A 21,801-nucleotide genomic window follows, 5' to 3' on the forward strand; every position below is an offset into this window, starting at 1 on the left:
ATAGGCACGCCCGACCGAAACGCCAAGGATTTCCCGTGACCCTGCCCCCCCGCCTGGACGTTCAGGGACTGACCCGCCGCTTTGACGGGCGGGCGGTGGTGGACGATGTCAGCTTCCGGGTCGAGGCGGGCCAGGTGGCCTGCCTGCTGGGCCCCTCGGGCTGCGGCAAGTCGACCACGCTGCGCATCGTGGCGGGCGTGGACATGCAGGACCGGGGGCGGATCTTCGTCGATGGCCAGCTGGTCTGCGACACGCAGGTCCGCGTCCCGCCCGAGCGCCGCGCCATCGGGCTGATGTTCCAGGACTTTGCCCTGTTCCCGCATCTGCCGGTGCGCGAGAACGTGGCTTTCGGCCTGCCCGGCGGCTGGAAGGCCAACCGCGACCGCGTGGGCGAACTGCTGGATCGCGTGCGCATGGGCCGCCACATCGACAGCTGGCCGCATGAGCTGTCGGGCGGAGAGCAGCAGCGCGTGGCCCTGGCCCGCGCGCTGGCGCCCCGGCCGCGCGTCCTGCTGATGGACGAGCCCTTCAGCGGTCTGGACGAACGCCTGCGCGACGGCATCCGCGACGAGACGCTGGCCCTGCTGAAGGAGGAGGGCACCGCCGTCCTGCTGGTCACCCATGAGCCGCACGAGGCGATGCGCATGGCCGACCAGATCCTGCTGATGCGGGCGGGCCGGATCGTGCAGCAGGGGGCGCCCTACAACCTCTACAACGCGCCGGTGGACCGGCAGGCGGCGGCCTTCTTCAGCGACATCAACGTGCTGACCGGCCGCGTGCGGGGCGCGCTGACCGCGACCCCCTTCGGAGAGTTCCTGACCCCCGGCCTGCCCGACGGGGCGGAGGTCGACATCGTCATCCGCCCGCAGCACCTGAAGATCGACTTCGACCGCGCGGGTCAGGGCCCCGCCCCCACGGCGGAGAACGGCACCGCGGCGCGGGCCCGCGTCACCCGCGCCCGCTATCTGGGTCGCGAATCGCTGGTGGAGTTCGCGACCGACGAGGGCGCCATCGCCCTGAACGCGACCGTGCCGGGAGTGTTCCTGCCGCCGCCGGGCACGCCGATGTGGGTGATGCTGCGCCGCGACCGGGTCTTCGTCTTTCCGCGCGGCTAGTCCTGGCCCGTGGCGCGGCGGTAATCGGCCAGCACCTGCCCCAGATGCAGCCGCCGTCCCGCCGGATCGGCCAGCCGCGCCCAGAGGCGCCGGGCCTGCCGCACCATCTGGCGGCATTCCTGCGGATGGGCGCGCGCCCAGTCCAGCTGCCGGTCCAGATCGGTGCAGCCCGGCGCCAGCGGCAGATAGTGCCGATGGGCGCGGAACAGGCCGGTGACGAAGCCCTCCCACCCGTCCTCCTCGATCAGGACCAGCGCCTGACCGCCCAGCAGCGGCAGGGCGTCGGCATCCCCCTCGGACCCGGACAGCGCCAGATGAAAGCGCGCAGGCGTCCCCGCTGCGGCCACCGGGACCGGGGCGGTCAGGCCGGCGCGGGCCAGCACCCCGTCGCGCCGCGCATCCGGGATCAGTGCCAGATCCATGCCCGCCCGCCCGGCCAGGGCGGACAGCACGCGCCAGCGTCCGGTCCGCGGCAGCAGGGCGCGGGCCGGGCCGTGCGGATCGCGCTCCAGCGCGGTGATCAGCGCCTCGGCGGGCCGGCGGTCGTCGGGCGCATGGCCCGACAGCGTGCCGCGCCAGGACAGGATGTCGGCCCGGTCGTCCCATTCGGGACCGGCCGCGACCGGGCTGCCGGGAAAGCCCGCATTACCGATGCGGTGCCGCCACGGCGCGGGCCACAGAAAGACGTTGCGCGCCCCGCGACGGCGCAGCGACGCGATCAGCGGGCCGTCCGCCGGATCGTCGGGGCCGCTGCCCGCCCAGGTCGCGGGGCGCGGGTCCAGCCAGTAGCGGCCGTGCCCGGTCACCTGCGCGATGTCGTTGGCCATGGCCGCGGCGCGCAGCAGGCCGGGCCGTTCGGCGGCCAGATGGAACAGACCCTGCGGTCCGCGGATCAGCGGCATCACCGTCCCGTCGGCGCCGTGCAGCTGATCGCGCTCCAGGTCCAGGCACAGCGCCTGACCATGCGGCGGGCGGTCGATGCTGCCCTTCTGCCGCAGGCGGGCGGGCGCGGCCAGGCGCGCCAGGCGGGTGGCCAGCTGCGCGCGGCGGTCGGGGTCCTCCTCCGCGCCGGGCTGGGGTTCGTCCATCATCGCCAGGACCTGCGGCAGGGTTGTCCGGCGCGCGCGGCGCACCCCTGCGCCCGGCAGGGGCGGCAGATGCGGCAGGTCGTACCAGGGGGACAGGGCGGTGCGGTAATCCTCGGGGGCGGCCTCGTCGATGTCGATGTCGATGAAGCGCTCGCGTCCCGCGAAATGCGCGCGCACGCCCGCCAGATGCGCGTCCCAGTCCGCCGCCCAGATGTCGCCCAGGGCGCCCAGAGGCACGTCCATCGCCGCCGCGATGCTGCGCGCATAGGCGCCGCCCCGGTGCAGATAGCGGCTGGCGATCCAGTCCTCGACCCGGCGGGTGTTCAGCAGAAAGACCGCGCCGGGATAATGCGCGTCCAGCAGGGCGTAATCCTTGAACGCCTCGATCACCGGCATGTTCAGGAAGCGCACCGACTCCATGTCGGTGAAGGCCGTGATGCCGTCGGCCCATCGCGCCAGGGGTCGGCTGCCCGACAGCTTCGCATGGGCGATGTCATCGGCCAGCGCCCCCTCCAGCCAATGCGCGGCGGGGATGCGGTTCAGGTCGAACAGCCGCGCGATGAAGGTCGTGCCGCATTTGTTGAAACCGATCTGGAAGAATTTGGGCGGCATGATCGTGTGTCCGGGGTTCGGCGCGACGATGGGCAGGGCCTGCGCCCCTGTCAACGCCTGCCCGTCCCATGGGCGAAAAGCGCCGCTTGGGCGTCCGGCTGCGACAAAGGTCTTGCCTTGCAGCGGACGCGCGGCTAGCACCGAGGGCAGGAATTCGGGAGACACCGGCGCTGCGCCGGGGCCGAAGGAGAAGCCGCCCCGGCAAGCTCTCAGGCGAAAGGACCGTCTTCCCCAAGAACTCTGGAGAGTGGCCGAGAGGCCCGCCGAAGGGATAACGATCTCAGGCGCCGCTTGCGGCAGGGACAGAGGGGGCATCGACGTTCGGGGGGCACCCCCCGGCCCACCGATGCCGGTTGCCCGGCGCAGACGCAGGAGGCCAGATGGCCGAGACGAGCCGCCGGACGGGTCTTTACGACCTTCATGTCGAACAGGGCGCCCGCATGGTACCCTTCGCGGGCTGGGAGATGCCCGTCCAGTACCCGATGGGCGTGATGGCCGAACATCTGCACACCCGCGCCCAGGCCGGACTGTTCGATGTCAGCCATATGGGCCAGGTGCTGGTGACGCCGGACGATGGCGACATGGCCACCGCCGCCGCCGCGCTGGAGACGCTGATCCCCGCCGACGTCGCGGGCCTGGCGCCGGGTCGGCAGCGTTACGGGCTGTTCACCAATGATGCGGGCGGGGTCGTGGACGACCTGATGTTCGCCAACCGGGGCGATCACTACCTGCTGGTCGTGAACGCCGCCTGTGCGGAACAGGACATCGCGCATCTGCGCAGGCTATCGGGCGTGACGGTGACGCCGGTGACCGATCGCGGGCTGATTGCGCTGCAGGGGCCGCAGGCGGAGGCGGCGCTGGCGCGGCTGGTGCCGGGCGTGGCCGACATGCGGTTCATGGACAGCGCTGTGCTGGACTGGGACGGGGTCGCGCTGTGGATCTCTCGGTCGGGTTATACCGGCGAGGACGGGTTCGAGATCTCGGTGCCCGAGGCGCGGCTGGAGGCGTTTGCCCGGGCGCTGCTGGATCAGCCCGAGGTCGCGCCCATCGGTCTGGGCGCGCGCGATTCGCTGCGGCTGGAGGCGGGGATGCCGCTTTACGGTCATGACATGGATCAGGGCGTGACGCCGGCGCAGGCGGCGCTTGGCTGGTCGATCCCCAAGGTCCGCCGCTCTGGTGGCGCGCGCGCGGGCGGGTTCCCGGGCGCCGATGTGGTGCTGGCCGAGCTGGGATCGCCCGCCGTCACCCGCCGCGGGCTGCGCCCCGAGGGCCGCGCGCCGATCCGCGAGGGGGTCGTGCTGTTCGCGCCGGACGGGACGCCGATCGGGACGGTCAGTTCGGGCGGTTTCGGCCCCTCTGTCGTCGGACCGATCGCCATGGCGCGCATTCCCGCCGACATCCCCGACGGCGCCACGATCGAGGCCGAGCTGCGCGGCAAGCGCGTGCCGCTGACGGTCTGCGCCCTGCCCTTCGTCACCCCCTCCTACAAACGCTGAGGACATCATGCTGAAATACACCGAAGACCACGAATGGCTGCGCGCCGAGGGCGACGAGATCGTCGTGGGCATCACGAAACATGCCAGCGAACAGCTGGGCGATGTCGTCTTCATCGAGCTGCCCGAGGAGGGGCGCGAGGTCGCGGCAGGCGACGAGGTCGTGGTGATCGAGAGCGTCAAGGCCGCCTCCGACATCGCGGCGCCGGTGGCGGGCGTGATCACGGCGGTGAACGCCGCGCTGGCCGATGCGCCCGGCGACGTGAACGGCGATCCGATGACGGCCTGGTTCTTCCGCATCAAGCCTGCGGATGCGGGTGCGATGGACGGGTTCATGGACGAGGCGGCCTACAAGGCGCTGGTCGAGTGAGCGACAGCCGGGCCTTGGGGCCCGGCGAAGGCCGGGGGCGCTTCGCCCCCCGGACCCCCCGAGGATATTTCCGTGAAGAAGAAGGGGCTGGCCCGCCCCGCAAGGAGGCGTGATGAGCCGCTGGACCGCAAGCACATACAACCCCGACGATTTCGCCAACCGGCGCCATATCGGCCCGTCTCCGGTCGAGATGGAGGCGATGCTGAAGGCGGTGGGCGCCGACAGCCTGGACCAGCTGATCGAGCAGACCGTGCCCGCCGCCATCCGCCAGTCGGATGCGCTGGACTGGCCGGCCCTGTCCGAAGCCGGGCTGCTGGCGCGGATGCGCGAGGTGGCCGAGAAGAACCGCGTGATGACCAGCCTGATCGGGCAGGGCTATTACGGGACCGTCACGCCCCCCGCGATCCAGCGCAACATCCTGGAGAACCCGGCCTGGTACACGGCCTATACCCCCTATCAGCCCGAGATCGCACAGGGGCGGCTGGAGGCGCTGCTGAACTTCCAGACCATGGTCGCGGATCTGACCGGGCTGCCGGTGGCGAACGCATCGCTGCTGGACGAGGCGACCGCGGCGGCCGAGGCGATGGCCATGGCGCGGCGGCAGTCGAAGTCCAAGGCCGACGCGTTCTTCGTGGCCCATGACCTGCACCCGCAGACCATCGCGGTGATCGAGACGCGGGCGGCGCCCTTGGGCATCCGCATCATCAAGGGCTCGGTCGACGATCTGGTGGCGGACCAGGTCTTTGCCGCGGTGTTCCAGTATCCCGGCACCTATGGCCATGTCCGCGACCTGACCCCCGAGATCGAGGCGCTGCATGCCGCGGGCGCGCTGGCCATCGTGGCGACCGACCTTCTGGCGCTGTGCGTGCTGAAGGAGCCGGGCGCGATGGGCGCGGACATCGCCGTCGGATCGTCGCAGCGCTTCGGCGTGCCGATGGGCTATGGCGGGCCGCATGCGGCCTTCATGTCCTGCCGTGACGCGCTGAAGCGGGCGATGCCGGGGCGCATCGTCGGAGTCAGCATCGACAGTTCCGGCAACCAGGCGCTGCGCCTGTCGCTGCAGACGCGCGAGCAGCATATTCGCCGCGAGAAGGCCACCAGCAACGTCTGCACCGCGCAGGCGCTGCTGGCGGTGATGGCGGGGTTCTATGCGGTGTTCCACGGGCCGGTGGGCCTGCGCGCCATCGCGCAGCGGGTGCATCTGCACGCAGTGACGGTGGCCGATGCCCTGCGTGCTGCGGGGGCCGAGGTCGCGCCGGAGGCGTTCTTTGACACGATCACCGTCAAGGTGGGCGTGGGCCAGCAGGGCATCATGGCCGCCGCGCGTCATCGCGGCATCAACCTGCGCAAGGTCGGCCGCGACCGCGTGGGCATCAGCGTGGACGAGACGACCGATGCGGGCGTGATCATTCGCCTGCTGGACGCGTTCGGGATCACCGATGCGGCACCGGCGGCGACCGCGCCCGCGATCCCGGAGGCGCTGCTCCGCGAGAGTGATTACCTGACCCATCCGGTCTTTCACATGAACCGCGCCGAATCCGAGATGATGCGCTATATGCGCCGCCTGTCGGACCGGGACCTGGCGCTGGACCGGGCGATGATTCCGCTTGGTAGCTGCACCATGAAGCTGAACGCCGCGGCCGAGATGATGCCGATCACCTGGCCGGAATTCGGCGCGCTGCATCCCTTTGCGCCTGCCGATCAGGCGGCGGGGTATCATGAGGCGATCGCGGACCTGACCCAGAAGCTGTGCGTGATCACCGGCTACGACGCCTTCTCCATGCAGCCGAACAGCGGCGCGCAGGGGGAATATGCCGGGCTGCTGACCATCCAGGCCTATCACAAGGCGCGGGGCGAGGAGCGCGACATCTGCCTGATCCCGGTGTCCGCGCATGGCACGAATCCGGCCAGCGCGCAGATGTGCGGGATGCAGGTGGTGGTCGTGAAATCCGCCCCGAACGGCGACATCGACCTGGAGGATTTTGCCGACAAGGCGGCCAAGGCGGGCGACCGTCTGGCGGCGGTGATGATCACCTATCCCTCGACCCATGGCGTCTTCGAGGACACCGTGCGGCAGGTCTGCGACATCACGCATGAGCATGGCGGTCAGGTCTATATCGACGGCGCGAACATGAACGCGCTGGTCGGTCTGGTGAAGCCCGGAGAGATCGGCGGCGATGTCAGCCACCTGAACCTGCACAAGACCTTCGCCATCCCGCATGGCGGCGGCGGCCCCGGCATGGGGCCGATCGGGGTCAAGGCGCATCTGGCGCCTTTCCTGCCGGGTGATCCGCAGGGCGGCGAAGGAGCCGTGTCGGCGGCGCCCTATGGGTCGGCCTCGATCCTGCTGATCAGCTGGGCCTATTGCCTGATGATGGGCGGCGAGGGCCTGACGCAGGCCACCCGCGTGGCGATCCTGAACGCGAACTATATCGCGGCGCGGCTGGCCGGGGCCTATCCGATCCTGTTCATGGGCAATCGCGGCCGGGTGGCGCATGAATGCATCATCGACACGCGGCCCTTTGCCGAACATGGCGTGACCGTGGACGACATCGCCAAGCGCCTGATCGACAACGGTTTCCACGCCCCCACGATGAGCTGGCCGGTCAGCGGCACGCTGATGGTCGAGCCGACCGAGAGCGAGACCAAGGCCGAGATCGACCGCTTCATCACCGCGCTGCTGGCGATCCGAGACGAGATCACCGAGGTGGCCGAGGGCCGCATCGCCGCGGATCAGAGCCCGCTGCGCCACGCGCCCCACACGGTCGAGGATCTGGTCCGCGAATGGGACCGCCCCTATTCGCGCGAACAGGGCTGCTTCCCGCCGGGCGCCTTCCGTGTGGACAAGTACTGGCCCCCGGTCGGGCGCGTGGACAATGCCCATGGCGACCGCAACCTGATCTGCACCTGCCCGCCGCTGGAAAGCTACGCGCAAGCTGCGGAGTGACGGAAAGGGGCCGGGTCGACGACCCGGCCCCTTGACAATTCGGCCGCGCCCGATACATCAGGGCGCACGTGGGGTCGTAGCTCAGTTGGTAGAGCGCGTCGTTCGCAATGACGAGGTCAGGGGTTCGATTCCCCTCGGCTCCACCATCTCACCGACACGCGATCATCGCCGCGCAACGCCGCTGCCGTCACCCCTATTCCACGCGGGCGGGTTTGGCCCTATCTGGGGCGTGACACTGACAGAAGGCGGCACTCGTGGATCAGATCGACGCCCATCCTCCCCGCGCCATCGCCCTGGGCGAGGATGCGGCATGAGCCAGAACCGCTTCACCCCCGAGACGACGCGGCTGGACGATGCGGCGCGGGCGGGCTGGCTGTATTTTGTCGCCGGCAACACCCAGGACGAAATCGCGCGCAAGATGGCCGTCAGCCGCCAGACCGCGCAGCGTCTGGTGGCGATGGCCATCGGCGAGGGGCTGGTCAAGGTGCGGCTGGACCACCCCATCGGACGCTGCATGGACCTGGCCGCCGCGCTGCGCGACCGCTTCGGCCTGCAGACCGCCGAGGTCGTCCCCTCCGACCCCGAGGCCCCCGAACTGCTGACCGGGGTCGCCATCACCGCCGCCGCCCTGCTGGAGCGGGTGCTGAAATCGCCCGAGCGGCGGATCGTGTCGCTTGGCACCGGGCGCAACCTGCGTGCCATGGTCGAACAGCTGCCCCGCATGTCCTGCCCGCAGCATGTCGTGGTCTCCAGGCTGGGCAACATGATGCAGGACGGCTCGGCCACGCCCTACAACGCGACGATCCGGCTGGCCGAGCGCATCGGCGCGCCGCATTACCCCTATCCGCTGCCGGTGCTGGCCGGGGATGCGGCGGAACTGGCCGCGATGCAGGCCCAGCAGGCGGCGCGCAATACCATCGACCTCTGTGCGCGGGCCGACCTGTCGCTGGTGGGCATCGGGCAGATGGACATGACCGCGCCGCTGCATGTGGACGGCTTCCTCTCGGATGCCGAGATGGATCAGCTGCACCGCGCCGGCGCCGTCGGAGAGATCACCAGCTGGGTCTATGACGACCGGGGTCGGGTGATCGACTGCGACTTCAACCGGCGAGTGGCCTCGGCGCCGCTGCCGGTGGGCAGCGGGCGGCCGGTCGTCGCGGTGGCCTCGGGTCAGGCCAAGCTGCCGGCGATTCGCGGCGCGCTGATCGGCGGGCTGGTGAACGGCCTTGTGACCTCGGAGGCCAGCGCCGAACGCCTGCTGGGCTGACGGATTTTCCCTGCGCGCCCAAGGGCCTGATCCGGATCCGACCCCGTCGCTGCGATGCGGCGGGGAATCTTTGTTGACAGAATCCATCCTCACCCTGAGTATATGCCCATGGCACGGGCAAATGCCCAAGTGCTCAGGGAGGATGACCATGACGACGACATTCCGCGCCCTTCTGGGCGCCACTGCGCTGTGCGCGGTCGGCAGTCTTGCCGCCGCACAGGACCCCGTGACGCTGACCATCGCGACCGTGAACAACGGCGACATGATCCGCATGCAGCAGATGACCGCGCCCTTCACCGAGGCGAACCCGAACATCCAGCTGGAATGGGTCACGCTGGAGGAGAACATCCTGCGCGAGCGCGTCACCACCGACATCGCCACCAGCGGCGGGCAGTACGACGTGCTGACCATCGGCACCTACGAGGTTCCGATCTGGGCCGCCCAAGGCTGGCTGACGCCGCTGAGCGACCTTCCCGAGGGCTATGACGTGGACGATCTTGTCCCCGCCGTGCGCGCCGCCCTGTCGGTGGACGACACGCTCTATGCCGCGCCCTTCTATGCGGAATCGGCCATGGTGATGTATCGCACCGACCTGGCCGAGGCCGCCGGCGTGACCATTCCCGCCAATCCGACCTGGACCGACATCACCGCGGCCGCGCAGGCGATGACCGACAAGGAGAACGAGGTCTATGGCATCTGCCTGCGCGGCAAGCCGGGCTGGGGCGAGAACATGGCCTTCCTGACCGCCATGGCCAACAGCTATGGCGCGCGCTGGTTCGACATGGAATGGGCGCCCCAGTTCGACAGCCCCGAATGGCAGGCGACGCTGACCGACTATCTGACGCTGATGAACGAATACGGTCCTCCGGGCGCGTCGTCGAACGGCTTCAACGAGAACCTGTCGCTGTTCCAGCAGGGCAAGTGCGGCATGTGGATCGACGCGACCGTCGCCGCAAGCTTCGTGACCGACCCCGAGGATTCGACCGTCGCGGACAGCGTGGGCTTTGCGCAGTTCCCCAACAAGGAAGGCGTCGACAATCACGGCAACTGGCTGTGGGCGTGGAACCTGGCCATCCCGGCCTCCAGCCAGAAGCAGGAGGCGGCCAAGACCTTCGTGGCCTGGGCCACCAGCAAGGACTATACCAACATGGTGGCCGAGGCCGAGGGCTGGCGCGCCGCCCCTCCGGGCACGCGGACCTCGCTCTACGAGAACCCCGCCTATCAGGAGGCCGCGCCCTTCGCCGCGATGACGCTGGAGGCGATCAACGCCGCCGACACGCAGAAATCCTCGGTGCAGGACATCCCCTACACGGGCGGTCAGTTCGTGGCGATCCCCGAGTTCCAGGGCATCGGCACGGCGGTCGGACAGACCTTCTCAGCGGCCCTGGCCGGTCAGATGTCGGCCGAGGACGCGCTGGCCGCGGCCCAGTCCGCCACCGCGCGTGAGATGGCCCGCGCCGGCTATCCGAAGTAAGCGCCCCCGCGCCGCCCCGCATGGGGGCGGCGCATCCATCCCCCGCAAAGGACGCAAGCCATGGCCACCCGCCAGACCGCCGGTCTCGCGCGCCTGATGCGCGCACCCGCCATCATCCTGCTGCTGATCTGGATGATCGTCCCGTTGGGGATGACGCTCTACTACTCGTTCCTGAACTACAACCTGCTGAACCCGACCGCCGTCAGCTGGGCGGGCTGGTTCAACTATCAGTACTTCTATTCCGACCCGGCCTTCTTCGACGCGATCTGGAACACGCTGGCGCTGGTGCTGGGCGTCCTGGCCATCACCGTCACCCTGGGCATCGCCATCGCGCTGCTGATCGACAAGCCGATCTGGGGCCAGGGGATCGTGCGCATCCTGATCATCTCCCCGTTCTTCGTGATGCCGCCGGTGGCCGCGCTGATCTGGAAGAACATGATCATGCACCCGTCCTATGGCGTCTTCGCCGACATCGCGCGCTGGATCGGCGTGCAGCCGGTGGACTGGTTCGCACAATATCCGCTGACCTCGATCATCATCATCGTGGCCTGGCAATGGCTTCCCTTTGCCACGCTGATCCTGCTGACCGCACTGCAATCGCTGGACGGCGAGCAGATGGAGGCCGCCGAGATGGACGGCGCAGGTCCCATCAGCCGCTTCATCCACCTGACCCTGCCGCATCTGGCCCGCGCGATCACCGTGGTGGTGCTGATCCAGACCATCTTCCTGCTGGGCATCTATGCCGAGATCCTGGTGACCACCAACGGCGGCCCAGGCAATGCCTCCACCAACCTGACCTACCTGATCTATCGCGCGGCGCGGCTGAACTTCGACATCGGAGGGGCGGCGGCGGGCGGCATCATCGCGGTCATCCTGGCCAATATCGTCGCGGTCTTCCTGATGCGCGCCGTCGGCAAGAACCTGGATTGAGGAGCATCCCATGGCCCGCGTCGTCAGCACCCGAACCAAGACCCTCTATTCCCTGGCCGCCTGGATCGTTGCCTTGGTGATCTTCTTCCCGATCCTCTACACGATCATCACCAGCCTGAAATCCGAACAGGAGGCGATCGCAGGCTTCGACCTGATCCCCTCCTTCACGCTGGAGAGTTTTCGCGCCGTCCAGACGCAGAACGACTACTGGCGGCCCTTCACCAATTCCGTGATCCTGGCAGTGGGCTCGACCCTCCTGGCGCTGATCGTGGCGATCCCGGCGGCCTGGGCCATGGCCTTCTCGCCCACCAAGCGGACCAAGGACATCCTGATGTGGATGCTGTCCACCAAGATGATGCCCGCGGTCGCGGTGCTGGTGCCGATCTATCTGATCTTCCTGCGCACCGGGCTGATGGACACGCGGATCGGCCTGACGGTCATGCTGATGCTGATCAACCTGCCGATCGTGGTCTGGATGCTCTACACCTATTTCCGCGAGATCCCCGGAGAGATCCTGGAGGCCGCGCGCATGGACGGTGCCGGGCTGAAGGACGAGATCCTCTATGTGCTGACGCCCATGGCGGTGCCGGGCATCGCCTCGACCATGCTGTTGAACATCATCCTGGCCTGGAACGAGGCGTTCTGGACCATCCAGCTGACCACCACCAACGCGGCGCCGCTCTCGGCCTTCATCGCCAGCTTCTCCAGCCCGCAGGGGCTGTTCTGGGCGAAGCTCTCGGCGGCATCCGTCATGGCCATTGCGCCGATCCTGATCATGGGCTGGTTCAGCCAGAAGCAACTTGTCCGCGGCCTGACCTTCGGCGCGGTGAAATAAGGGGACCATCATGGGACGCATCACCCTTGAGAAAGTGACCAAGCGGTTCGGAGAGGTCGAGGTCATCCCGCCCCTGGACCTGGACATCGAGGACGGCGAATTCGTGGTCTTCGTCGGCCCCTCGGGCTGCGGGAAATCCACGCTGCTGCGCCTGATCGCGGGGCTGGAGGACACGTCCGGCGGGCGCATCCTGATCGACGGCAAGGACGCCACCGACACGCCCCCCGCCAAGCGCGGCCTGGCGATGGTGTTCCAGAGCTATGCCCTCTACCCGCACATGTCGGTCCGAAAGAACATCGCCTTTCCGATGCGCATGGCGGGCGTCCCGCAGGACGAACAGGACCGCCGCATCACGGCCGCCGCCAAGGCGCTGAACCTAACCGATTACCTGGACCGCAAGCCCGGCCAGCTGTCGGGCGGCCAGCGCCAGCGCGTGGCCATCGGGCGGGCGATTGTGCGCGAACCGGCCGCGTTCCTTTTTGACGAGCCGTTGTCGAACCTAGACGCGGCGCTGCGCGTCGGCATGCGCCTGGAGATCAGCGAGCTGCACAACCGCCTGAAGACCACGATGATCTATGTCACCCACGATCAGGTCGAGGCGATGACCATGGCCGACAAGATCGTCGTCCTGCGCGCCGGCAACATCGAACAGGTCGGCAGCCCGATGGAGCTCTATCGCGCGCCCCGCAACCTCTTCGTCGCGGGCTTCATCGGCAGCCCCAGGATGAACCTGATCGACGGCCCCGAGGCCGCCCGCCACGGCGCCCGGACCATCGGCATCCGCCCCGAGCATATCGCCGTCTCGGCAACGACGGGCACCTGGCAAGGCCGCGTGGGCGTCTCCGAGCATCTGGGCAGCGACACGTTCTTCTATGTCGAGGGGACGGGCCTGGCCGAGACGATCACCGTGCGCGCGGGCGGCGACATCGACCTGCATCACGGCGACACGGTCTTCCTGACGCCCGATCCCGCACAGATCCACCGTTTCGACGCGTCGGGGGCGCGGATCGCATGAGACTGCAAGGCAAGACCGCCCTGATCACCGGAGCCGCACGCGGCATCGGCCTGGAATTCGCCCGCGCCTATCTGCGCGAGGGCGCCCGCGTGGCCATCTGCGACATCAACCTCGATGCGGCGCAGCAGGCCGCCGCCGCCCTGGGCGACGGCGCCATCGCCGTCGCGCTGGACGTGACCGATCAGGCCAGCATCGACGCCTGCGTGGCCTCCGTCGAACAGCAGTTCGGCGGCATTGACATCCTGATCAACAACGCCGCCCTGTTCACAGCGGCGCCCTTGGTCGAGATCACCCGCGCCGATCACGACCGGATCATGGCGGTCAACGTGTCGGGCACGCTGTTCATGATGCAGGCCGTCGCGCGGTCGATGATCGCGCGCGGCCGGGGCGGACGGATCATCAACATGGCCTCCCAGGCCGGGCGCCGCGGAGAGGCGCTGGTCGCGGTCTATTGCGCCAGCAAGGCCGCGGTCATCAGCCTGACCCAATCGGCGGGCCTGAACCTGATCGCCCATGGCATCAACGTGAACGCCATCGCTCCCGGCGTGGTGGATGGCGAGCATTGGGACGGGGTCGACGCGTTTTTCGCGAAATACGAAGGCAAGGCCCCCGGCCAGAAGAAGGCCGAGGTCGGCGCCGCCGTCCCCTATGGCCGCATGGGCACCGCCGCCGACCTGACCGGCATGGCGGTGTTCCTGGCCTCCCGCGATGCCGATTACATCGTGGCGCAGACCTACAATGTCGATGGCGGCAACTGGATGAGCTGACCGCCACCCTCCCCTCCTCCTCCGGCCCCCCGCGCGCGACCCGCGCCGCGGAACAGGGGCGCTTTGACGAAAGGTCCGATCATGGCCATCCGATTGAACGACTCCGCGCTGGACCAGCTGCCGCAGGATGTGGCGCGCCCCGCCTATGACCGCAGCGCGCTGACGCCCGGCATCCTGCATGTGGGCGTCGGCAACTTTCACCGCGCGCATATGGCCTGGTATCTGGACCGGCTGTTCGCCCAGGGGCGCGATCATGACTGGGCGCTGGTCGGTGCTGGCGTGCGCCCGAACGACGCCGCCATGCGTGAGCGGCTGGCGGAACAGGACTGGCTGACCACGCTGGTCGAGCTGGACCCCGATGGCCTCTCCGCGCAGGTGCTGGGCTCGATGATCGATTTCGTGGCCGTGGACCCGGCAGCCACCATCGCCGCCATGGCCGATCCGGCGATCCGCATCGTCTCGCTGACCATCACCGAGGGCGGCTATTACGTCGATGCCAAGACTGACGGCTTCGACGCAAGCCATCCCGACATGGCGCATGACGCGGGCGCGCCGGACGCGCCGCGCACCGTCTTCGGCATGATCCTGGCCGCGCTCCGGGCGCGGCGCGCGGCGGGCCATGCGCCCTTCACGGTCCTGTCCTGCGACAACCTGCCCGAGAACGGCCATGTCTGCGCGCGCACCCTGACGGGGCTGGCCCGCGCGCAGGACCCAAGCTTGGCCGATTGGGTGCAGGCCAACGTGGCGTTCCCGAACAGCATGGTCGATTGCATCACCCCCGCGACCAGCGACCGCGAGCGTGCCCTGGTCCGTGACCGCTTCGGCATCGAGGACGCGGCCCCCGTCGTCTGCGAGCCGTTCCGCCAATGGGTGCTGGAGGACAACTTCCCCCAGGGCCGCCCCGCGCTGGAGGCCGTGGGCGCCGAATTCGTCGCCGATGTGGGCCGCCACGAGCTGATGAAGCTGCGAATCCTGAACGGCGGGCACGCGGCCATCGCCTATGCCTCGGCCCTGCTGGGGCATCATTTCGTCCATGACGCGATGGCGGACGCGGACATCGCGGGCTGGCTCGGCGCGCTGGAGACGCGCGAGATCATCCCGACGCTGAAGCCCATTCCGGGCGTCAGCTATGACGACTATCTGGCGCTGATCGTCAGCCGCTTCTCCAACCCCGAGATCGGCGACACCATCCCGCGCCTGTGCCTGGACGGGTCGAACCGCCAGCCGAAGTTCATCCTGCCGACGCTGCGCGACCGTCTGGCGGCGGGCGCCTCCATCGACGGGCTGGCGCTGGAGCTGGCGCTGTGGTGCCGCTATTGCGAGGGCACGACCGAGGCGGGCGCGCCCATCGCGCCCAATGACGACGCCCATGCCAGCCTGAAACGGCACGCCTTGGCCGCCCGCGAGGACCCGGCCGCCTTCCTGGCGCAGCATGCCATCTTCGGCGATCTGGGCCGATCAGCCGCCGTGGTGGAGGCCTTCGGGGCGGCGCTGCAGGCGCTGCACCGCGACGGGGTGCGTGCGACCCTGCGCGCCTGGAGGGGCTAGAGCATCTGCCAGATCAGCCGTGCCGCCAGCAGCGTCGAGGTCACGACCAGCAGCGGCTTGATCAGCCGCGCGCCCACGCGCGAGGCCAGCCGCGCGCCCAGCATCGCCCCCGCGATCTGGGCCGCGCCCATCGCCGCGCCCAGAAGCCACAGCGGCTGGCCCACCAGCGCGAAGGCCGCCAGACCGCCCAGGTTCGACGCGAAGTTCAGCAGCTTGGTATGCGCAGTGGCCTTCAGCACGCCGTATCCGGCCAGCGTGACGAAACCGATCATGTAGAACGCCCCCGCCCCCGGCCCGACCAGCCCGTCGTAAAGCCCGATCAGCGGCACGACCGTCGCGGCAAAGACCGCGGGCGTCAGGCGGCGCGTGCGGTCCAGATCGTCCAGCCCCGGCTTGAACGCAAAGAACAGCGCGATGCCGACCAGGATCACGGGCAGGATCAGCCGCAGCCCGTCGGTCGGGATGGCGCTGATCAGCACCGCGCCCGCTGCCCCCGCGGCTCCGGCGATCAGCGCGGATTTCCATTGGCTGCGCAGATCGACCAGGCCGCGCGCCGCGTAGCTGAGTGCCGCGGTGCCCGCGCCGAAAACGCCCTGCACCTTGTTCGTGGCCAGCGCCTGCGCGGGCGACAGCCCCGCCAGCATCAGCACCGGCAGCGTGATCAGCCCGCCTCCCCCCGCGATGGCGTCGATGCAGCCCGCGGCGAAGGCCGCCGCCATCAGCAGCATCACCAGCTCGACGGTCAGATCGATCATGGCGCGGGCGGTGTCACGAAATCGTCCTGCCCATAGCCCTGAAGATAGAGCAGCGCGGTCAGGTCGCCGTGATTGATGCGGATCTGGGCCTGGGCGGCGACGGTCGGCTTCGCGTGCAGCGCGACCCCCGCCCCGGCCAGCTGGATCATGCCCAGGTCGTTCGCCCCGTCGCCCACCGCGATGGCGTTCTGCGGCGTGGTGCCAAGCCGCGCGGCGATCTGGGTCAGGGCGTCGACCTTGGCCTCGCGCCCCAGGATCGGCAAGGCGACATGGCCGGTCAGCCGCCCGTCCTGCGCCAGCAGCGTGTTGGCGCGGTGTTCGTCAAATCCCAGATGCGCCGCGACGGCCTGGGTGAAGGCCGTGAACCCGCCCGAGACCAGCGCCGTGTAGGCCCCATGCGCCCGCATGGTCGCGACCAGCTGCGCGCCGCCCGGCGCCATGGTGATGCGCTCGGCCAGGACCTGAGCGATGACCGCCTCGGGCAGGTCGCGCAGCAGGGCCACCCGCTCGGTCAGGGCCTGGTCGAAATCCAGCTCTCCGTTCATGGCACGGGCGGTGATGGCCGCGACGCGGGGGCCGAAACCCGCCATGTCGGCCAGTTCGTCGATGCATTCCTGGCCGATCATGGTCGAATCCATGTCCGCAATCAGGATGCGCTTGCGCCGCCCGCCCAGGGGCTGGATCGCCAGGTCGATGCCGATGGTCTGCAGGTCGGACCAGACCTGATCGGCATCGTCGGGCGCGGTGGCGATGTCGAACTCGGCCGCGATGCCCGGCGCCAGCCAGCGCGGATCGTCGCCGCCCCACTGCGCGGCCAGACCCCCCGGCAGATCGGCGTCCAGATTGGCGGCCGCGGGCGATGCGATCAGCGAGACGGTGAACATGGGCGCGGGTCCTCTTCTCGGATGCCGCCGGGTGTAGGCGCTTTGCGGCGCCTGCGCCAGAGCCGTCGCGGCGAAACCCCGCCGCGCCCCGTGCGGGTCGCGGAACTTCACCCGCCGGTTGCCGTTTTGGTGGCTGTGACGACCAGGAGGATAGGATGTTCCACAAGATTGCCATCGCCACGCTGATCGCCGGACTGCCCGCAGCGGTCCTGGCCCAGGACGCGGCCGCCCCGGACGCCGCCGCCGCCGAGACCCCGGCCGAGGGCGAATTCGCGCTGGCCGATCTGCCCTATGCGGCCGATGCGCTGGCCCCCGTCATCAGCGCCGAGACGATGGCGCTGCATCACGGCAAGCACCATCAGGCCTACGTGGACAACCTGAACAAGGCGATCGCCGCGGGCGACGCCCCGGCGGGCACTTCGCTGGAGGATCTGGTGGCCCAGGCCGGGACCTTCACCCCCGCCATCCGCAACAATGCGGGCGGTCATTGGAACCACACCTTCTTCTGGGAGAGCATGGCCCCCGCCGCCGAGGTCGGAGAGATGTCGCCCGAGCTGAGCGAGGCCATCACCGAGGCCTTCGGATCGGAGGAGGAGTTCCGCACCGCCTTCCAGCAGGCCGGCGCCGGGCAGTTCGGGTCGGGCTGGGTCTGGCTGATCGTGGACGATCAGGACCAGCTGCAGATCACCTCGACCCCGAACCAGGACAACCCGCTGATGGACGTGGCCGAGACGAAGGGCACGCCGATCCTGGGCAATGACGTTTGGGAGCACGCCTATTACCTGACCTACAACAACCGCCGGGCCGAGTATCTGGAGGCATGGTGGGGTGTGGTGGACTGGGACGTGGTGTCCGAACGCCATGCTGCGGCGCTGGCCGACTGACCCTGCGACCGGCGGCGGCACGGACCGCCGCCGGTCCACTCCCGGCTACAGGATGAAGTCGGCCTCGGTCAGTGTCACCAGGCCGATCAGCCGGATGACCGCATCGGCCCGCCCGTCCGCATCCACATCGAGCAGGATGCGCGTCTGATTCAGCCCGGACAGCTGGCGGACCGTCAGCGGCGCGTCATCAGTCCCCTCTCCCATCCGGAAGTCCTGATCTCCTGCCAGCATCCGGTCAGCGTCGATCCCGGACAGGTCGATGAGGTCCTCGCCCTGACGGAAATCGACGATGCGGTCCATCGTTGCGGCGGTGCTGTCCCCCGTGGTGCGGAGCACGAACCGGTCGGCATCCGACCCGCCCGTCAGCACATCCGCGTCAAGCCCGCCGATCAGAACGTCCGACCCCGCGCCACCCAGCAGGCGGTCGGCGCCCAGCCCTCCGTCCAGATGATCAGCCCCGTCGCCGCCCTCCACGCTGTCATCGGCGGCGCGGCCGAACAGCCGGTCGTCACCCCGGCCACCGCGCAGCATATTGGCCCCCGCATCGCCTAACAGCCGGTCGTCGCCCGCGCCGCCTTGGATGTTCTCGACCTGCAGGATGGTGTCGCGGCCCAGACCCGTGGCCTGTGCCGCGGTCCTGGCCAGATCGACGCGCACCGCCCCGGCCCCCTGCACGACCAGCCAATCGATGCCCGCGCCACCGGCGATCCGGTCCGCCCCGGCATCCATCAGCAGCCGGTCTGCACCAGCGCCGCCAAACAGGCGGTCGTTCCCCGCGCCTCCGCCCAGAGTGTCGGCGCCCGCATTGCCGAACAGCGTGTCGTCGCCCGCCATCCCGGAGGCGCGATCCGCATCGTCGCTCAGGGTCATCCGGTCATTCCCGGACAGGACCCGGCCGATCAATGCCCTGTCATCACCACGCACCAATGTCTCGGACGCCCGCTGGATCTCGGCCAGCGGCACGGCGACCCGTCCCATCATCCAGGACAACACCTCATCGCTGTTGACCTCGCCGATCAGGTTGACCGTTCCGCCGACGGCACGGCCGCCCTCGAACCGGAAGTCGCGCCCGGCAAAGAGCGTCGCGACCAACCCCAATCTGGTCTGGTAGGCGATCGCATATGTATCCGGGAGGACCGCCTCCCCATAGTCGATGAAGCTGTCCTCCCGGAACTGCGAATCAAGGCGGCTGTAATACAATGCACTCAGATCGAAGCGGTCCTGATCGAACCCCTCGTATGCGTAGAGAAATGCCATTCCTGAAATCCCGCCAACGTCGCCCCCGTCATCGAGGGCCGAAGACACCGTTGCGGCGCGATGCTAGCCGAACGGCGGCGGCTCGAGAACAGGGATTGCGTCAGATGCCGCAGGGTCGCGGGGCCGTCACAGCCCCGCATCCTCCGGCAGGTCCAGCATGATGTTCAGGTTCTGCACCGCCGCGCCGGACGCGCCCTTGCCCAGGTTGTCCAGCACCGCGACGACCGTGGCGCAGCCCGCATCGTCGCTGCCATGCACGCTGATGCGCAGCAGGTTGGTCCCGTTCAGCGCGGTCGGGTCGATCCGCGCGCCAATCTGGTCGGCCGGCACGACCTGCACGAAGCGCGCATCCGCATAGTGGTCGGCCAGCGCCTGGTGCAGGGCCGCGACACTGCGGTCGTCGTCCAGATGCAGCGGCAGCTGCACCGCCATGCCCTGCGCGAAACTGCCGACCGACGGCGCGAAGACCGGCTGCAGCAGCAGGCCGCCATGGGTCATGATCTCGGGGATGTGCTTGTGGCGCTGATCCAGCCCATAGACGAAATGGGCGGGCGCGGTGCCCGCGTCATATTCCGCGATCAGCGCCTTGCCGCCGCCGGTGTAGCCGCTGACGGCGTTGATCGACAGGGCCTCGGTCTCGTCGATCAGGCCGGCCGCGACCAGAGGCGCGATCATCGCGATGGCGCCCGTGGAATAGCAGCCCGGATTGCTGACATGGCGGGCGGCGGCGATCAGCTCGCGCATTTCGGGGGCCAGTTCGGGAAAGCCGAAGGCCCAGTCCGGATCGGTCCGATAGGCGGTCGAGGCGTCGATCAGCCGCACGTCCATGCCCTGCGTCAGCGCCACCGCCTCGCGCGAGGCGGCGTCGGGCAGGCACAGGATGGCCACGTCGGCCTGGGCAAAGCATTCCGCCCGCGCCTCCGGCTCCTTGCGGCGCGCGGGGTCCAGCTGCACCAGGCGGATGTCGTCGCGGCCCAGCAGACGGTCGCGGATCTGCAGTCCGGTCGTTCCGGCTTCGCCGTCGATGAAGACGCTGTGGGTCATGGGGCCACCTTTGCTGTGCGGGTCGCGGCCGTGTCTAGCGGATCGCGACCGTCCCCACAACGCGCGATCACAGGCTGCACAGCTCGGATCGGGTCAGGAAACGCTTCTCGCGGCCGTTGTCCAGGCTGAACATCCCGCCCCGGCCCGGAACCACGTCGATGATGAGGTCGGTATGCTTCCACGCCTCGTACTGGCTGGCCGAGATGTAGAAGGGCGCGCCGCCGATCTCGCCCAGCCTGACGTCGCGCTCGCCCACGCGGAAATCGCCCTGCGGATAGCACATGGGGGACGATCCGTCGCAGCAGCCGCCCGACTGGTGGAACAGGACCGGGCCGTGATCGGCCACGATCTCGTCGATCAGCTTCAGCGCCTCGGGGGTCGCGGTCACGGTGCTCATGCCTTCAGCCTCCTCCTCAGGAATCGCAGGACCTGACGCTCCTCCGCGCTGAGGCCCTGCCGTTTCAGATCGTCGTCGATGCGCGCCCGCAGGTCCAGCGTCAGACTGCCCGACAGATGCGCCTCGATCACCTGCGGATGCACATAGCACTGCCGGCAGATCGTGGGCGTGTTGCCAAGCCGCGCGGCGACCTCCTCGATGACGTCGCGCAGCTGGCGTTTCGCGGCGGCCTCGCTGTCGGCCTTCTCGCATTCGGCCAGGGCCAGCGCGGCCAGGACCGTGCCGGTCCAGGTGCGGAAATCCTTGGCCGTCACCTCGCGCCCCGAGACGCGGCGCAGATAGTCGTTGACCTCGCCCGAGGTCACCCGCTGCCGCGTGCCGTCCTCGTCCAGATACTGGAACAGGTGCTGGCCGGGAATGTCCTGCAGCGCGCGCACCACCCGCGCGATGCGCCGGTCGGTCAGGCGCAGGTCCCATTCCTTGTTCGACTTGCCCTTGAACCGGAAGCGCAGCTGGCTGCCCGACAGGTCCACATGCCGCGCGCGCAGCGTGGTCAGGCCGTGCGACTTGTTCTCCTTGGCATAGCGGTCGTTGCCGACGCGGATCATGCTGTGTTCCAGCAGATAGACGATGCTGGCCGCGACCTTGTCCAGGGGCAGGCCACGCCTGCGCATGTCGCGGTCCACCCGGTTGCGGATGCGCGGCAGCGCGCGGGCGAACTCCAGCATGTGCTCGTATTTCGCGCTGTCCCGCAGGGCGCGGAACTCGGGGTGATAGCGGTACTGCTTGCGCCCCTTGGCGTCGCGCCCGGTGGCCTGGATATGGCCGCGCGGGTCCGGGCAGATCCACACGTCGTCATAGGCGGGCGGCACCGCCAGCGCGGCCAGGCGCCGGCGTTCCGCGGCATCGGCGATGGTGCGCCCCTCCGCGTCGCGATAGCTGAACCCCTTGCCCGCGCGCCGTCGGGTGATGCCCGGCATGTCGTCGGTCACATAGGTCAGGCCCGCGCTGAGCGCGGCGTCCTGGGGGTCGATGACGGTGCTGTCCTTGGCCATGATCGCGGAACGCGCCCCGGGGCCTTGCGGTTGCGGGCGACCCCGTGGGGCCGCCCGCAATCCC

The 21,801-nt window shown here is 69.3% G+C and carries 19 protein-coding genes, 1 tRNA gene and 1 riboswitch; of the genes, 13 read left to right on the forward strand and 7 right to left on the reverse strand.

Features of this window, described 5'->3' with window-relative positions; all coding sequences use genetic code 11:
• The first annotated feature begins 35 nt into the window (after positions 1-35).
• The gene (locus AACG61_RS15170; protein ID WP_411837935.1) at positions 36-1,115 is read left to right on the forward strand and encodes an ABC transporter ATP-binding protein; all 1,080 of its coding nucleotides are present in this window, start codon (positions 36-38) and stop codon (positions 1,113-1,115) included.
• Here the strand turns inward: AACG61_RS15170 and AACG61_RS15175 are convergent.
• Positions 1,112-2,815: a glycosyl transferase family 90 gene (locus AACG61_RS15175; protein WP_411837936.1), complete on the reverse strand. Its 1,704-nt coding sequence runs from the start codon at positions 2,813-2,815 to the stop codon at positions 1,112-1,114. The two genes, AACG61_RS15170 and AACG61_RS15175, sit on opposite strands and share 4 nt — an antisense overlap.
• Before the next feature lie 145 nt (positions 2,816-2,960).
• Positions 2,961-3,050, forward strand: a riboswitch (glycine riboswitch).
• Positions 3,051-3,195: 145 nt separating this feature from the next.
• On the opposite strand from AACG61_RS15175, the gene gcvT reads away from it, so the two are divergent.
• The 11 genes from gcvT (at position 3,196) to AACG61_RS15230 (ending at position 15,461) form a co-directional block, all read left to right on the forward strand.
• Positions 3,196-4,311, forward strand: a complete 1,116-nt coding sequence (gene gcvT, locus AACG61_RS15180; RefSeq protein ID WP_411837937.1) for a glycine cleavage system aminomethyltransferase GcvT — start codon at positions 3,196-3,198, stop codon at positions 4,309-4,311.
• A gap of 7 nt (positions 4,312-4,318) precedes the next feature.
• On the forward strand, positions 4,319-4,678 hold the full coding sequence (gene gcvH / locus AACG61_RS15185) for a glycine cleavage system protein GcvH (protein ID WP_411837938.1): 360 nt from the start codon (positions 4,319-4,321) through the stop codon (positions 4,676-4,678).
• A gap of 112 nt (positions 4,679-4,790) precedes the next feature.
• Positions 4,791-7,625: an aminomethyl-transferring glycine dehydrogenase gene (gene gcvP / locus AACG61_RS15190; RefSeq protein WP_411837939.1), complete on the forward strand. Its 2,835-nt coding sequence runs from the start codon at positions 4,791-4,793 to the stop codon at positions 7,623-7,625.
• Between the two features lie 70 nt (positions 7,626-7,695).
• Positions 7,696-7,771, forward strand: a tRNA-Ala gene (locus AACG61_RS15195).
• A gap of 164 nt (positions 7,772-7,935) precedes the next feature.
• Positions 7,936-8,892, forward strand: a complete 957-nt coding sequence (locus AACG61_RS15200; protein ID WP_411837940.1) for a sugar-binding transcriptional regulator — start codon at positions 7,936-7,938, stop codon at positions 8,890-8,892.
• A 148-nt stretch (positions 8,893-9,040) separates the two neighbouring features.
• On the forward strand, positions 9,041-10,366 hold the full coding sequence (locus AACG61_RS15205; RefSeq protein ID WP_411837941.1) for an ABC transporter substrate-binding protein: 1,326 nt from the start codon (positions 9,041-9,043) through the stop codon (positions 10,364-10,366).
• Positions 10,367-10,426: 60 nt separating this feature from the next.
• Entirely contained in the window at positions 10,427-11,296 is an 870-nt protein-coding gene (locus AACG61_RS15210) for a carbohydrate ABC transporter permease (RefSeq protein WP_411837942.1), read from the forward strand.
• Positions 11,297-11,306: 10 nt separating this feature from the next.
• On the forward strand, positions 11,307-12,131 hold the full coding sequence (locus AACG61_RS15215; RefSeq protein ID WP_411837943.1) for a carbohydrate ABC transporter permease: 825 nt from the start codon (positions 11,307-11,309) through the stop codon (positions 12,129-12,131).
• A gap of 10 nt (positions 12,132-12,141) precedes the next feature.
• The gene (locus tag AACG61_RS15220; RefSeq protein WP_411837944.1) at positions 12,142-13,146 is read left to right on the forward strand and encodes an ABC transporter ATP-binding protein; all 1,005 of its coding nucleotides are present in this window, start codon (positions 12,142-12,144) and stop codon (positions 13,144-13,146) included.
• Positions 13,143-13,913, forward strand: a complete 771-nt coding sequence (locus AACG61_RS15225) for an L-iditol 2-dehydrogenase (protein WP_411837945.1) — start codon at positions 13,143-13,145, stop codon at positions 13,911-13,913. The genes AACG61_RS15220 and AACG61_RS15225 overlap by 4 nt, the downstream gene beginning before the upstream one ends.
• A gap of 81 nt (positions 13,914-13,994) precedes the next feature.
• Positions 13,995-15,461, forward strand: coding sequence for a mannitol dehydrogenase family protein (locus AACG61_RS15230; protein ID WP_411837946.1), 1,467 nt, complete (start codon positions 13,995-13,997; stop codon positions 15,459-15,461).
• On the opposite strand, the gene AACG61_RS15235 is transcribed toward AACG61_RS15230, so the two are convergent.
• Positions 15,458-16,216 carry a TSUP family transporter gene (locus AACG61_RS15235; protein ID WP_411837947.1) on the reverse strand — a complete coding sequence of 253 codons (759 nt, stop codon included), beginning with the start codon at positions 16,214-16,216 and terminating at the stop codon, positions 15,458-15,460. The two genes, AACG61_RS15230 and AACG61_RS15235, sit on opposite strands and share 4 nt — an antisense overlap.
• Positions 16,213-17,100 (reverse strand): phosphoserine phosphatase SerB, encoded by an 888-nt coding sequence (gene serB, locus AACG61_RS15240; RefSeq protein WP_411837948.1) that lies wholly within the window; start codon positions 17,098-17,100, stop codon positions 16,213-16,215. The genes AACG61_RS15235 and serB overlap by 4 nt, the downstream gene beginning before the upstream one ends.
• Before the next feature lie 155 nt (positions 17,101-17,255).
• On the opposite strand from serB, the gene AACG61_RS15245 reads away from it, so the two are divergent.
• Positions 17,256-17,984, forward strand: a complete 729-nt coding sequence (locus AACG61_RS15245) for a superoxide dismutase (RefSeq protein ID WP_411837950.1) — start codon at positions 17,256-17,258, stop codon at positions 17,982-17,984.
• A gap of 45 nt (positions 17,985-18,029) precedes the next feature.
• Here AACG61_RS15245 and AACG61_RS15250 read toward each other — a convergent pair whose 3' ends face one another.
• The 4 genes from AACG61_RS15250 to AACG61_RS15265 form a co-directional block, all read right to left on the reverse strand.
• Positions 18,030-19,241: a calcium-binding protein gene (locus AACG61_RS15250; protein WP_411837951.1), complete on the reverse strand. Its 1,212-nt coding sequence runs from the start codon at positions 19,239-19,241 to the stop codon at positions 18,030-18,032.
• A gap of 126 nt (positions 19,242-19,367) precedes the next feature.
• A complete protein-coding gene (gene argC / locus AACG61_RS15255; protein WP_411837952.1) occupies positions 19,368-20,285 on the reverse strand; it encodes an N-acetyl-gamma-glutamyl-phosphate reductase in 918 nt (305 codons plus the stop codon).
• 67 nt (positions 20,286-20,352) lie between these two features.
• Positions 20,353-20,682: a DUF779 domain-containing protein gene (locus AACG61_RS15260; protein ID WP_411837953.1), complete on the reverse strand. Its 330-nt coding sequence runs from the start codon at positions 20,680-20,682 to the stop codon at positions 20,353-20,355.
• A complete protein-coding gene (locus tag AACG61_RS15265) occupies positions 20,679-21,737 on the reverse strand; it encodes a DNA topoisomerase IB (protein ID WP_411837954.1) in 1,059 nt (352 codons plus the stop codon). Before AACG61_RS15265 ends, AACG61_RS15260 begins: the two co-directional genes overlap by 4 nt.
• Positions 21,738-21,801 lie beyond the last annotated feature (64 nt).

Source organism: Paracoccus sp. ME4, from assembly GCF_046736325.1.
Classification (GTDB): Bacteria; Pseudomonadota; Alphaproteobacteria; order Rhodobacterales; family Rhodobacteraceae; genus Paracoccus.